Here is a 13,310-nt window from a genome sequence, read left to right as displayed (position 1 = left end):
TTGGGAACACCCATGTGGTTATTAAATTAAAGGGTTCACCGCGTATTGAAGGTTAACAGAAAATACAAACATAAAACCAAGACAGCATGGCCGCCACCCCGTTTTGCTGGCCATTGAACCAGTCACAAAATTTCAATTACATTGAAAATGTATTAATGCTGGTCTGGTCTGTTGTGGCCAATTGGACGGCTTTTCTGATGTGACTTTCAGTGGCATCTATCAAGGGTACTTTGCTGTCTGTTTGATTGATCAGCAAGCCGATTTCAGTACATGCCAATACCACGGCTTCGGCGCCTTGCGCGGCCAATTTGTCAATGATTGCCAAGTAACATTGTTTGGCTGATTCACTGAAAATGCCTTGGCACAATTCTTTGAAGATGATTTGGTTGATGGTTGTTCGATCAACCTGGTTTGGGGTGATTGTTTCAATGCCAAATTGAGTCGACAAGCGTTCATGATAAAACGCCTGCTCCATGGTGAATTCAGTGCCCAATAAGCCCACTTTTTGTTTGTTCTGTAAACTGATGTCTTGTCCAACCGCATCGGCTATGTGCAGCAAAGGAATGTCAAGGGCTTGTTCGATGGGCTGGCACAATTGATGCATGGTGTTGGTGGCAATCAGCAGGAAGTCAGCACCAGCGGCTTGAATTTGTAAACAATGTTTGATCAGAATATCAGCAATTTGAGCCCATTCGCCTTGGACCATCAGTTTTTCTATTGGCTCGAAATCGACATTCACCAAAACCAATTCAGCAGAATGCAAACCACCCAGTTGTTGGTTGATGAGTTGGTTCAATTGTCGATAATAAACCTGAGTACTTTCCCAGCTCATGCCACCCAATAGACCAATGGTTTTCATCTGTATGCTTGTGTGGAAAGGGTCAAAGCAAACAAATCACTTCATCCAAGTATAGATTCGCATCGGTGGGATGTTTTTGAATTCGATTTTTTTAAAGGTGTAATCACCAAAAAGTGGTTGAGCCAATTTGCTGACATGGTCTCTCAACTGATAGGCCAAGAAAATACCACCTGGTTTGAGTGCATCATATATCGATTGCATGATGGCTTTGTCCATGCCTTTAGGCAAGGTGGTGAATGGGATGCCTGAAATGATGACATCAGCAGATTCCCAGTCATATTCATCCATGATTTCAACCAGGTTTTGAGCGCCTTTGTTGTTCATGGAAAGGCGTTTGTCGTCTATGGTTTTTTCTATATGATCAATGAATTTCTGATTGATCTCCACACTGATTAATTGGGCATCATCTTGCATGTATTTGAGGATGCCTTTGGTGGTTCCTCCGGTTCCAGGGCCCAGTTCCATGATGTGTTTGGCGTCGTGCAAATGGGCGCATTTGGCTATTTGATCAATCAGCCAGGGGGATGAGGGCATGAAGTAAGCAACCTGCATCGGGGATTTCAAGGCATGTTTTAAAAACAAGGCGGAGTCCTTCAATGAGTTTGTTACTTTTTTAGTCATGCCTTGATTTGTTCGGCTAAGAAGTCATTGATTGTATCACGGCTTACTCTGATTGATTCCATGTCTGTGCGGTTGCGATACTCCACTTCATTTTCATCCAAAGCACGGTCGCCTATGATGACTTGGTGAGGAATGCCCAACAACTCAAAATCCGACATCATAAAACCGGGCCTGACTTTCCTGTCATCCAAAATGACTTCAATGCCTTGTGAAGTTAAAGATTCATACAGTTCATCTGCTGTTCTACGCACCCGTTCAGATTTTTGGTAATTCATGGGCAAAATAGCCACTGCAAAGGGTGCAATATTGGCTGGCCAAATGATGCCTTTGTCATCGTGGTTTTGTTCTATGGCAGCGGCAACCATGCGGGTTACGCCCATACCATAACAGCCCATTTCCATGGCTTGTGATTTGCCTTGCTCATTCAATACCACAGCATTCATGGCTTTAGAATATTTGTTGCCCAATTGAAATATATGACCCACCTCAATACCTCTGGCGACATTTAATGTACCAACACCATCAGGACTGGGATCACCAACTTGTGCATCTCGAATGTCTTGTATTTCATCAAATGACGCATCTCGGTCCCAATTGACACCTGTGAAATGGTAGTCGTTTTCGTTGGCGCCACAAATAAAGTCGCTCATATTAGCAACCGTGCGGTCAACCACCACATGACCTTTGAACCCTTTTACGCCGATCGAACCTGCATCACAGCCGGCAACGGCTTTGATTTCATCATCATCTAGCATCCTCAAAGGCGATGCAACACTGGCCAGGTTATTTGCTTTGACTTCATTCAAACTGTGGTCACCACGCACCACCAATGCAACTGGTTCATCAACGCCTGCAACCAACAAAGTTTTGATTGTTTGGGTTTTGTCCACCTGCAAAAAGGCAGCAACAGAATCTATGGTTTTTTGTTCCGGGGTATGGATTTTTTCGATTTCAGCCGTGGCTGCTGCTCGACTGTCAAGCAAACCTACGGCTTCACATTTTTCTAAATTGGCAGCATATTCTCCGGTTTCTGAATACATGATGGCGTCTTCGCCAGAGTCCGCGATGACATGAAATTCTTGTGATCCAGAGCCACCAATGGCACCTGAATCTGCCAATACACACCTAAAATCCAAGCCTATGCGGCTGATGATGTTGGTATACGCTAGTTTCATTTTTTCATAAGTTTCTACCAGTGACTCGTGATTCAAGTGAAATGAATACGCGTCTTTCATGATGAATTCTCGTGAGCGCATCACCCCAAATCGAGGCCTGATTTCATCTCTGAACTTGGTTTGAATTTGATAGAAATTAATGGGCAGTTGTTTGTATGAATTGACTTCATTGCGCACGAAATCTGTGATCACTTCTTCATGGGTTGGGCCAAAAAAGTAGTCCCTTTCAGCACGGTCATGAATGGCCAATAGTTGTCCGCCAAAATCTTCAATGCGTCCGGTTTCTTGCCACAATTCTTTTGGTTGAACCGCTGGCATTAACATTTCCAATGCGCCGGCTGCATTCATTTCTTCGCGGATGATGTTTTCAATTTTTTGTAAAACTTTTAAGCCCAAGGGTGCCCAAGTATACAGTCCGGCTCCTAGTTTTCGGATCATACCAGTTCTGATCATCAGTTGGTGAGAAATGATCTCAGCGTCTTGTGGGGTTTCCTTGCGGGTGACTAAATGAAAAGCTGTGGTTCTCATGGGCTTATTTTTTTATTAAAGTAGCGATATTTTAACTGATAATCTCACCGTCTGCTTCAGTAAATGTTGCTTTCAATGTTGCCATTTATTCTATGGCACTATTTAAAACTGACATGTTTAATTATTGGAGTTGAGGACATTGCCTAGACGCTGTGACAAGTTAAACCAGGTTTAACTACCCTTTGGCTTGAGATGTGAATTGTTGGTCACTGATCAATTGGTGTTGTTGTTTGAATAACAGCAATATCCAGAAAGCGTAAGCCATGAAATGCCAAAAAGCGGGTTCTACCAGCAAGCTCCACAACACCATCAACAACAGCAACAGTGCATTGAGCCATGCTTGTTTTCTGATGATTCGAATGCTTGTATAGACCAAAGCAAAAAGACTGATTATTATCAGGATGCTGTGTGGGCTGACGTAGCCAGCTATCACATGAAACAACAGCAATAAATTCAGTGCCAACAGGTCGCCGAAGGCAAATTGATTTTGGTTGAGAAGAACGTTTACAGCCAGTAACAATAAAACAGAAACAAAAGGCATAACGGCATGAACAGCTGTCAATTCAGCCGCCAATACGGAGCTGGTCAGTAACAACAAAGTCATGCTGACTACCCAGGACTTTAACCGCAAAGCATGCGTCAGCAGCAAGCCAATTAACAAGCCCAGTAAGATTTCAGTCATATGGTTTCAACTTTCATTCAATAAGGTGGTTAATGACTGTATTGACTATTTAATTGAATGTTGATGCATGTAAAAAGTGACTGTGTTGGTTTTTCTGACTTGTTTTAAAGTGAATTTATTCAATAGGAAGGCTTGTACAGTGTGTTCACCTCGGTGAATGTTCTGAAAAGTTTGGGTGCGTTGATCAGAGGGTTTTTGTTTTTCCCCATCGATTGAAAACTGAATGGTATAAATTTCTTGTTGCGCCTCAGTTAAACCGGTCACCGTGGCAGTTAATTTATTGCCACTGCCCCAAATGTTTTGTTCATTGCTTGGAGACAGGATTTCAAATTCAGTGACCACCGAAGGATCAACTGCTTCGGTACTGGAACTGCTGCTGGCAGTGTTTTTTATCGGGGTTGAGGGAACGACAGAAAGCTGAGGTAAGTCAGCTTCCTTGTAGTTTTCGTTTGGCTTGGTTTCAGAGTAATGGGTGACACCCTTTTCATCGGTGTATTTATATATCGTTTTTTTCTCTTCGGCAGCTTGTGCCCAAGTTGCAACAACCAGTAAGCCCAATATTAAACCATGTTTGTTCATAATCAATCCGCAAATAACATACTTTCTTTGTTATACAACCTCACTGCAATCGATGCAAGTATCAAGCCAAAGAATAGTGTTCCAAAAACAGTGACCAAAATGGCAGCAAGACCTGGTTCTTCGCCTCTGATGATTTGATTGATGATTAAATTTTGATTCAAAATGGGAATGGCCATCATCCAAAGTTTTTCTTTGATCGATAAAAACATCAACACCATGCTCGGCACCATTGGGATCAATATCAGCAGGCCGACATAGGTTTGTGCTTCCTTGAATGACTTACTGAATGAGGCAATGATGGTTTGGATGGCACCGGCCACAACGGCCAACGGCATCAAAACCAAAACCATGGTAATGAGTTTTGAGAATCCCAATTCTAGGCTGATCCCCATTGCTTTCATCGGGTAAAAAGGAATGGTTAGCTTAAATACGATGATGCTGAGGATTAAAGTGATCACCCCAAAAGTGATGGTGGCTGCCAACTTGCCCGCTAAAATTTCTTTTCTGCTGACAGGGTTGAGGAACAAAGGTTCTAGTGATTTCCTTTCTTTTTCTCCAGCCGTGGTATCGATGGCCAAATACATGCTTCCAGAAAACAAAATAATGATCAAAAAGTATGGCAAGAAGTTCATAAACTGCGCACCTTTGGATTGAACCGATGCTTGGTCATGATTTTCAATACTGACGGCTTTCATGATACTGGGAGAGACGCCGCGCAGCTGGAGCCTGATGGCACCAATGCTGGAAGAGTAGCCATTGATGATGGACCTGGCTTTTCTTACTGATATATTGGTGGAGCCTTTGGCCGAACCGTCAAAATACAATTTGACTTTGGCCGGTTGTCCTTGAGTGAATGAATCAGCATAGCTCTCGTCAATTTCTAAAATAACATCATGGTCTTTGTCCAAGATGCTCTGTTCAGGTGACTTCTCACCCAGGGTCAATATTTTCACACCTTGACTGAGCAAATGTTTCTCTAAGTTCTGTGCACCTTCCATATTGATGACCGGAAGTTCTAGTTGTTCTTCGGCTTTGCCTTTACTGATGTTGGTCATCATGTGAATCAGTCCAAGCATGAACAGTGGACCAAATACAGCACTCATGACCAAAGAAGACATGATGGTTCGCTTGTCTCTTAGGTTTTCTGTCACCTCTTTGAGGAAGACCACTTTGAATACGTTGCTGATCATTTCACTTCTCCTTGAGTCACTAAATTCACAAAGGCATCTTCTAAATTGTTCTCATCAGTCATTGCCAACAGTTCTTGTTCGGTGCCAGTGGCCCGAATGATGCCAGCATCGACCACAGTAATGACGTCGCAAACAGCAGAAACTTCCTGCATCACATGCGATGAAAATAAGATGCATTTACCGCGGGCTTTCTCGTCCCTTAAAAAAGCGCGAATGGCACGGGTACTCATGACATCTAAACCATTGGTGGGTTCATCCAACAGGATGTTTTGTGGGTCATGAATGATGGCACGTGCGATGGCCACTTTGACCCTTTGCCCTTGGGAAAAACCATCTGTTTGGCGATCGGCAAACTTTTCCATGCCAAGTCGTGCGATTAATTCTTCAGAACGGGTTTTGATGTCCGCTTCACTCATCCCTTGTAGGCGACCGAAATAGGCCATGTTTTCACGTGCAGTTAATCTTTTGTATATCCCCCGTGCATCGGGTAAAACGCCCATTCGGCCTCTGGCAGCAATGGGGTTTTCGGTGGAATTGATGCCATCAACTGTGACCACACCGGTTTCAGGGGTGATCAGGGCATAAATCATGCGCATTGAAGTGGTTTTTCCTGCACCATTGGCACCCAAAAGTGCAGTGATTTGGCCATCTTCAGCGACCAAACTGACGTCTTTTACCGCTTGGACTTCGCCAAAGGATTTGCTGATGTTTTGTACTGTAATCATTCTTTTGGCCCATTCATGTTAATGAAAAATGAAAAATCTCTGAAATCATTCATACATTCTGTTTCGAGTTCTTTGCTTGGATCTTTAATAAATGCCGTCACAATTTTTGGCATGCAGCCACGAGTACCGACAATGTGACCTTGGCCTTTGGCCACCAGGTGTTGTGCATTGCTGAGTGTTTGCATGATTTGTTCTGCGTTTTTCGGTGGTGTGACTGGGTCATATTCTCCAGACAACAATAAGGTAGGAATGTCAGAAACCACGGGTTCCTTGAATGATGGATCAACAGCAATTGAATCCCACAACTCGCACCTGGCATGCATCAACTCAAATAATTCGTCACCAAATAATGAGTTCGTGGTGTTGCTTGTTTTGGGCATAAACGGAACGTCTTCTGCACACGAAACTGAAATTTCCAAGGCATTGTTCAAGCCTTCATTTAAACTGTTCATCACCATTTGAGCTTGCGCCGCCATGGTTTCCGGTTGTCCATGATTGGCCAAAGAAACCATCAATGGAATCAGTCCCATGGTTTCAGGTGAATAGGCAAACATGCGCATAGCAATCACTGCGTACTCACGAGTCATCAGCACATCTTCAAATGTGCCTGTACTCGAATTTTGAATGCGCAAATTAATCGGCGCTTCTTTCAACTGATCCAGGAATTTCCATAATTGCTGTTCAGCGTCACCAAAAGCAGTTTGGCAGGCTTCATCCGCTTCACACAAGGCAAAAATTTGCTGTAAAGTATTGCGTAAATTGGTTTCATGTTCGACACCCAATGCCTGTTCTTGAGGAACCGAGGCATCTAAAATTACGGAGCGAATGGAATCAGGAAACATTTTCATGTAGGTCAGTGCTTTTCTGGTGCCATAAGAGCCCCCATATAAGTTCCACTGTTCAATCTCCAAAGCTTCACGCACGGCTTCAAGGTCGTTGATGGCTTCTGTAGTGGTGTAATAACGGGTGTCGGCATCCAATCCTTGGTGACATTTCTTGGTCCAGTCTTTCCAAGCATCTGAATCCATGTCACTCAAAGCTTCGTATTCATCGGGGTCAATTTCACAGCGCAGCGGATTGGATTTGCCGGTTCCCCTTTGGTCAACCAAAACAATGTCCCTTAATGGCAGCATGGCATCAAATATTTTCACAATGCCGGCAAAAGTATCAACCGCGCCTTGGCCGGGTCCTCCTGCCAATAATAACAAAGGATCATTTAACTTTTCATTTGACGTTGAACGAATAACGGCCAAATTCAAATCAATGGTTTTATCGGGGTTTTGTCGGTTTTCAGGGACCGTTAACTGGCCGCATTCTGCAGCAGTGCTGACGCCTGAACCAATGGCTCCAATAAAGCATGGTTCTAATTCAAGTGCTTGAACATTGGCGACAGTTAACCAAGTCACCCATGTGATTAAGAGTTTTTTCATAAGAGATTTTTGCTGTTTAACGTAAATGATTATAATTAAAATGTCATGAAGTAATCATGTCCCAATGGTCATATAGTGGCGTGCACACAATTTATTGTGGTCATGAGAACTTGTCATGATTATTTTTTCTTGGTGGCAGGGCTGATGTATTTTTCACGTTTAATCAATGGCACTGGCAACCCTTTTTCTTTCAACAAGGCAAATGCATCATCAACCATATTGGGGTTGCCACACAGGTAGGCGATGTCATTCTCAGCATCAAATTGATGTCCAGCCAAATAATTTTGTACATAGCCTGATTGGTCATTGGGACCTGGGTTTGGTCTGGACTCACGAGATAAACAAGGCACGTAATGAAAATTTTCATATTGCTTGTCTAGATTCACAAAGTCTGACTCATACAATAAGCCTGATTCCTTTTGTGCGCCCATTACCACATAAAACTCAGAACCCGCTTGTAACCTTAACTCGATTTCTTTCAGCATGGCTCGATAGGGTGTAACCCCTGTTCCAGTGGCAATCAAAAAATACCTTTCGTGTCGATCCGGTAATAAACAAAAACGACCATAGGGACCGGTGGCTTCCATCTGTTCGCCCACCGCCATGTTTGACAGTTTCTCTGTGGCTAATCCACCAGGAACCCAGGAAACCGCAATTTCAACTTGAGACAAGACACTCTTTTCTTCAGGAAAAATATTGGCAATGGAATAGCTTCGGAATGTTTCAATCCCATCATTTTGGGTAAAATGAAGCCTTAAAAACTGTCCAGCAATCACCACAAAGGGCTGTTCGGACTCGATATTGAAAGTGATGTTTACCGTAGAATCATTCAAAGATTCAACGCCTTGCATGGTTAATTTAAGTGGGGTCATGTCAGTTGTCTTGAGGTCAAAATCACATTATCGCAAGATTTGCCCCAAATGAGAAGACAAACGCCCATTCCTGTTGACAATCGATTGATTAAAAAAAAGTTGAACAATCAAATGTTTTTGTCTATACTTCGCATCCTCGTTTCTGACGAGGCGGAAATTTAAGTGCCGACATAGCTCAGTTGGTAGAGCAACTGACTTGTAATCAGTAGGTCCCGAGTTCGACTCTTGGTGTCGGCACCATTTCTTTCATTCAAAACACTTCAAAAAGCATCATCCATACCAAAAAAGCCCCCATATATAGCTGTTTACGCCCAATCTATGTCGTCATTAGGCGTCATAAAACTTCTTTACAACCCATGAATTAAAGTGGTACATTAATTGGTACATCAGTTCGATGATGGTGTTTTATTGATTTGTACCAAGTTATGAAAAAAAAGCTAAACCACAAGGTTATTGAGAATTTATCTATAAAAGACAAACCTTACAAGGTGCATGACACCGACACAAAAGGTCTGTTTGTCTTGGTTCATCCGAACGGTTCTAAATATTTTCGAGTTAATTACACCTTTAATAAAATCCAAAAAACCCTTGGATTAGGTGTTTTTCCACATGTTGCACTCACTGATGCAAGATTGAAAGTTGCTGAGATACGAAGCCAACTTGCCAATGAAGTTGACCCATCAGCTGAAAGAAAGAAGACAAACAACGCCACCACCAAGCAAATAAGAAACACTTTCAAGAAAGTTGCTCTTGAGTGGCTTGAATTAAAAAGCAATGCTTGGAAGCCAGATTATACAAAGGACGTTCTAAAATCACTTGAGTCAAATGTTTTCCCGTTTATTGGTGACACGGCAATCAATAAAATTGATTCAATAAAATTAACCGAGGTTCTAAAGACAATTGAAAATCGTGGTTCTTATGAAATACTGAAAAAGGTACGTCAAAGATGCAACGGCATTTTCATTTATGCCAAAGTTAAGCAATTGATTAAAACAAACCCATGCGAGGGTCAAGAGTTGCTTTTGAAGGATAATGAATCAGATAAAAGTTTTAACAGTATAGACGTTAAAGAATTGCCTGCATTGGTTAAAGCCATCAGAACCACATCAATGGAGCCGACAACCAAAGCAGGGTTATTGATTGCCCTTTATACCTTCCTAAGAACCAGTGAAATAAGGTTTGCTCGATGGGATGAAATTAACTTTGATCACAGACAATGGTTGATACCAGCTAAACGCATGAAAATGGGTCGAGATCATATCGTGCCGTTATCTAAACAAACTATTCAGGTATTAAAGGACTTACATCCATACACGGGTCATTATCCATTTGTTTTTGCTTCACGACACAGGCCAGACACACAGCCATTCAGTGAGAACGCCATGCTTTATGCTTTGTATCGAATGGGTTATCGTGGAAAGCATACCGTTCACGGTTTTAGACACCTTGCCACAACCATATTGAATGAATTGGGTTTTGATAGACGGCATGTAGAAAAGCAAATGAGCCATCAGATAAAAAACAAAACAGAGAAGCGATACAACCGTGCTGAATTCATTCATGACAGAACAATCATGATGCAAGAATATGCCGATTTTGTTGATAGGGCAGATGGTTCTAATATTGTTCCAATAGGCCATAAGAAAATTAAATAACGATGTCGTTGAATAGCTACTAGATAAAAATTTTTGGTACACTTTTTTTTGAAAAAATAAAAGTTAGCAATTTTGAATGGATTTGCAGTGAGAAGTTATAGTATATTGAGGGAAGTCAGAGCGAAATGCTTTGATTTAAAGTAAGTAGAAGTTAGTTTTATTCTGCTTGTAAATCTTAATAGCAAATTAAAGAAATGGCCGTGAATTAATTTAACTACCACATCAAAATAATTCACGACCAAGTTGTTTTTAAATTTCAGTTTTCGATCCAAAATTTATTACATACAATAAACAAGAAGTTTACAGTAAGCATTCACAATATTAACCATTGAGTGTTAAATGTAAAGAGAATAATAGTGTTTTTGTCATTCTCAAGGTTGCATGTCATCTTGTTCATAATCTTTAGTTTTGCTGTTTAAAGGCGCAGTTTTTTTTGAAGTTGCGATATTTAATTACACTTTTAAAGGTGCAAAATATGAGTGATAAAAGTCAATTGTCAATATTGCGTAACAATGAAGTTATCAATATTTTAGGCATTTCACAATCCACTTTAGACCGTTTGGTCAAAGCTGGAAAATTAAAAAAAATCAAACTTTCACAAATGGCCGTTGGTTATAAAAGAGAGGACGTTCAGCAATTTATTGATAATTGTATGGAGGTTCGTAGTGATAGATAATCAAAAAATTGTTCATAAAAGTGGGCGTGACAGCTTGTTTTTAAACTCAACTAGGTCAAACGCATACAATGGTGCTACTTTTAAAAGAGAGCAGATAGAAACACCCTACACGAAGGGTTTTTCAACCAAGAAAACACCAATTGAAAAAGCACTCGAAAAGCCCACTAGTTTAAGATTGGCAATAAATGCTAAATGTTTTGATTGTATAGGTTGTGGTTTTGACCCTAAACCAACTGATGCAATAAGGAATTGTGAAATTAATGGTTGTCCATTATGGCCAGTTAGACCATATCAAACGGTTAAAGGGTGATATATGCAAGAAACAAGAAGTTTGGTTATGGACATTGCGCCAGATGTTAAGTTGTGGCGCTGGTTGGGTTCAGGTTCGCTTGAGTTGGTTTTTGATGTTGGAAGTGGGTATATAACCAGTTATCAATCGGATGATGTTGGTTATTTTGCAAACGTGCTTTTTATAAACGGTCATTTCAAGGATCATGCTACAGCCTTAAAAAAAATCAATCAAGGCGGTTTGTCATGAGATGGGATTTTGAGCCACATGTTAAAGAAGGTGATTATGAGGTGGCCTATTTTGGCCACCGCTTTGAGTCTAAGTTCGGACGGCCTACCTTATTGCTACAATTTACAATTGCACAGCTTACAGAGCATCAGAACGCGATTTTAACTAAGTATTTTCAATTAAAGAAGTTCAATAAAAAAGGCGGTTTCTCTGTTAAGAAAACACAGGAATTTGCACGGTTTTGGTTTTCGATTTTTCCAACTCATGACTTTTCAAGAATGGACAGGTTTCCACTATCAAAGTTGAAAGGTTTGGTATTGCTTGCAGTTGTTAAAGACCGCACCCATGACTTTGAACAAAATGAAATACCTTTACCGCTTAGAACGTCAAAGATTGTTAAGTTGAAGCCTTTATGATTTGCCATTTTTCACTTATTGTTATCAAGCCCAAAGTTAAATATACCAACGTTTTTAAGCACCTTTTATTAGATGGTGCTATAGAGTGAGTTGAAATGATTAGATGGGAAAAGAAAAGATATATATAAGAGTAAATGATTTTAACTAATTTCCAGCGTGGTTGTAGGTGCTGGAATTACCATAATAACATTTGAAGCCTACTATACCCTAAAGAGTTGATTGCATTGACTCTCTAGGGTAGCCACCAAAATAAATTAACAGCATTTTAAATTTAGTTGAAATAATCTTTATGATTACATATAATACGTCTATGGTGTTTGCAGACGTGTTGTTACACGCCACCACACAACTCTTTATGGAGTCGAGGCGATGTCCGGTAATGGTGATCTGAATACTGAGTGATTTATTACTCAGCGAAGGCTCCCTAGTTGGAGCCTTTGTTATTTCTGCACATAGCTAAAAGGATTTCATTTGCCTTCTAATAGATTTTTTTCATTATCAGACCAAGAATATCAATACTGGTTGCCATTTCAATACAAAGGTGTTGAATATACATTTGAGCATCTAAATGCAAAAAAAATCACGTACAATCGAAGGGAAACCGGTGCAAAATATAAATTTTTTATTACATTCTCACATCATGTATTTACAGAGGGTGTAAAACAACAGGACTTAGTAGATCCAAATGATTTATATTCTGTTAAGCCAAATGACGTTAGATTATTTGATATAGATAGATATGAGTTGTCGCTTATGTTGCCAGAAATTATTGAAAACTTGCCCGAAAAGTTCTGTTATCATGGGCATTATGGGAAGTACTGTACATGTGAATATGAAGATGCAAACGGTAATCTTAGATATTATCAAGTAGTTTTTAAGGCCTTTAGGTCACAGAATAAACTAAGACTTCACATTGAAAGTGCATATCCATTAAACGTTCATCCAGGCTCAAAAGGGAAAATTAAAAAAGTTAATTTTTGGTTTATTTGCTTCAATCTTGCGATAGGTAAAAAGTTGCCATCCCCTGGCTTTTAACTGTCACACAGTAACGATTTACTGAATAGTTGGATATAATTAGTTTCCATACATATATAAAATGACTAGTCAAAGTTGTAAATGATTATAGTTTAACAGTTACTTAATAAGTTCTAGCTTTTTAAAGACTTTTGATAATTTTTTCATTGCCGATTTAATCATGCTAGCATTGCCCGAAAGTATTCCGCCTCTAGTAGTGTCCATGTAGCCAGAATAAACAAGTCGATTTGATTCAATATGATTTAGTGTAATTTTGTGATTTATGGTGCGCTGATTCATTTTGTATTCGGCACCGGTTTCTTTGGCCGTACCGTTGTACTGATAATTGCCATTCCCTGTGTCCCTTAATG

16 protein-coding genes and 1 tRNA gene are annotated in these 13,310 nt (G+C 40.5%); 7 read left to right on the top strand and 10 right to left on the bottom strand.

The window, feature by feature from the left end; genetic code table 11:
* Positions 1 to 136 precede the first annotated feature (136 nt).
* The 9 genes from CCS90_RS00240 to CCS90_RS00200 form a co-directional block, all read right to left on the bottom strand.
* Positions 137 to 859, bottom strand: a complete 723-nt coding sequence (locus CCS90_RS00240) for an aspartate/glutamate racemase family protein (protein WP_099017505.1) — start codon at positions 857 to 859, stop codon at positions 137 to 139.
* A 36-nt stretch (positions 860 to 895) separates the two neighbouring features.
* Positions 896 to 1,480 (bottom strand): class I SAM-dependent methyltransferase, encoded by a 585-nt coding sequence (locus tag CCS90_RS00235; RefSeq protein ID WP_099017504.1) that lies wholly within the window; start codon positions 1,478 to 1,480, stop codon positions 896 to 898.
* The gene (locus CCS90_RS00230; RefSeq protein ID WP_099017503.1) at positions 1,477 to 3,183 is read right to left on the bottom strand and encodes a proline--tRNA ligase; all 1,707 of its coding nucleotides are present in this window, start codon (positions 3,181 to 3,183) and stop codon (positions 1,477 to 1,479) included. The genes CCS90_RS00235 and CCS90_RS00230 overlap by 4 nt, the downstream gene beginning before the upstream one ends.
* Positions 3,184 to 3,358: 175 nt before the next feature.
* Positions 3,359 to 3,865 (bottom strand): hypothetical protein, encoded by a 507-nt coding sequence (locus CCS90_RS00225; RefSeq protein ID WP_099017502.1) that lies wholly within the window; start codon positions 3,863 to 3,865, stop codon positions 3,359 to 3,361.
* 45 nt (positions 3,866 to 3,910) lie between these two features.
* Complete coding sequence (locus CCS90_RS00220; RefSeq protein ID WP_099017501.1) at positions 3,911 to 4,444, bottom strand: DUF4124 domain-containing protein; 534 nt, start codon at positions 4,442 to 4,444, stop codon at positions 3,911 to 3,913.
* 2 nt (positions 4,445 to 4,446) lie between these two features.
* Entirely contained in the window at positions 4,447 to 5,634 is a 1,188-nt protein-coding gene (locus CCS90_RS00215) for an ABC transporter permease (protein WP_099017500.1), read from the bottom strand.
* On the bottom strand, positions 5,631 to 6,359 hold the full coding sequence (locus CCS90_RS00210) for an ABC transporter ATP-binding protein (RefSeq protein WP_099017499.1): 729 nt from the start codon (positions 6,357 to 6,359) through the stop codon (positions 5,631 to 5,633). Before CCS90_RS00210 ends, CCS90_RS00215 begins: the two co-directional genes overlap by 4 nt.
* Positions 6,356 to 7,789, bottom strand: coding sequence for an alpha/beta hydrolase (locus tag CCS90_RS00205; RefSeq protein ID WP_099017498.1), 1,434 nt, complete (start codon positions 7,787 to 7,789; stop codon positions 6,356 to 6,358). The genes CCS90_RS00210 and CCS90_RS00205 overlap by 4 nt, the downstream gene beginning before the upstream one ends.
* Before the next feature lie 119 nt (positions 7,790 to 7,908).
* Positions 7,909 to 8,661, bottom strand: a complete 753-nt coding sequence (locus CCS90_RS00200; protein ID WP_099017497.1) for an FAD-binding oxidoreductase — start codon at positions 8,659 to 8,661, stop codon at positions 7,909 to 7,911.
* A gap of 164 nt (positions 8,662 to 8,825) precedes the next feature.
* Here CCS90_RS00200 and CCS90_RS00195 point away from each other — a divergent pair.
* From CCS90_RS00195 to CCS90_RS00165, 7 genes are all read left to right on the top strand, one after another.
* Positions 8,826 to 8,901 (top strand) — tRNA-Thr (locus tag CCS90_RS00195).
* 185 nt (positions 8,902 to 9,086) lie between these two features.
* A complete protein-coding gene (locus tag CCS90_RS00190) occupies positions 9,087 to 10,316 on the top strand; it encodes a tyrosine-type recombinase/integrase (RefSeq protein ID WP_099017496.1) in 1,230 nt (409 codons plus the stop codon).
* A 475-nt stretch (positions 10,317 to 10,791) separates the two neighbouring features.
* A complete protein-coding gene (locus CCS90_RS00185; protein ID WP_099017495.1) occupies positions 10,792 to 10,992 on the top strand; it encodes a helix-turn-helix transcriptional regulator in 201 nt (66 codons plus the stop codon).
* Positions 10,982 to 11,302 (top strand): hypothetical protein, encoded by a 321-nt coding sequence (locus tag CCS90_RS00180; protein WP_099017494.1) that lies wholly within the window; start codon positions 10,982 to 10,984, stop codon positions 11,300 to 11,302. The genes CCS90_RS00185 and CCS90_RS00180 overlap by 11 nt, the downstream gene beginning before the upstream one ends.
* A 3-nt stretch (positions 11,303 to 11,305) precedes the next feature.
* Positions 11,306 to 11,530 (top strand): hypothetical protein, encoded by a 225-nt coding sequence (locus CCS90_RS00175; RefSeq protein ID WP_099017493.1) that lies wholly within the window; start codon positions 11,306 to 11,308, stop codon positions 11,528 to 11,530.
* Positions 11,527 to 11,925, top strand: a complete 399-nt coding sequence (locus tag CCS90_RS00170; RefSeq protein ID WP_099017492.1) for a hypothetical protein — start codon at positions 11,527 to 11,529, stop codon at positions 11,923 to 11,925. The genes CCS90_RS00175 and CCS90_RS00170 overlap by 4 nt, the downstream gene beginning before the upstream one ends.
* A 471-nt stretch (positions 11,926 to 12,396) precedes the next feature.
* Complete coding sequence (locus CCS90_RS00165; protein ID WP_211336970.1) at positions 12,397 to 12,960, top strand: YjaZ family protein; 564 nt, start codon at positions 12,397 to 12,399, stop codon at positions 12,958 to 12,960.
* A 99-nt stretch (positions 12,961 to 13,059) separates the two neighbouring features.
* On the opposite strand, the gene CCS90_RS15030 is transcribed toward CCS90_RS00165, so the two are convergent.
* The coding region (locus CCS90_RS15030; RefSeq protein ID WP_211336972.1) for a hypothetical protein at positions 13,060 to 13,310 on the bottom strand (251 nt) is incomplete at its 5' end.

The organism is Marinicella litoralis, from assembly GCF_002591915.1.
GTDB classification, from domain to species: Bacteria; Pseudomonadota; Gammaproteobacteria; order Xanthomonadales; family Marinicellaceae; genus Marinicella; species Marinicella litoralis.
This window is presented reverse-complemented; position numbering and strand designations above follow the sequence as displayed.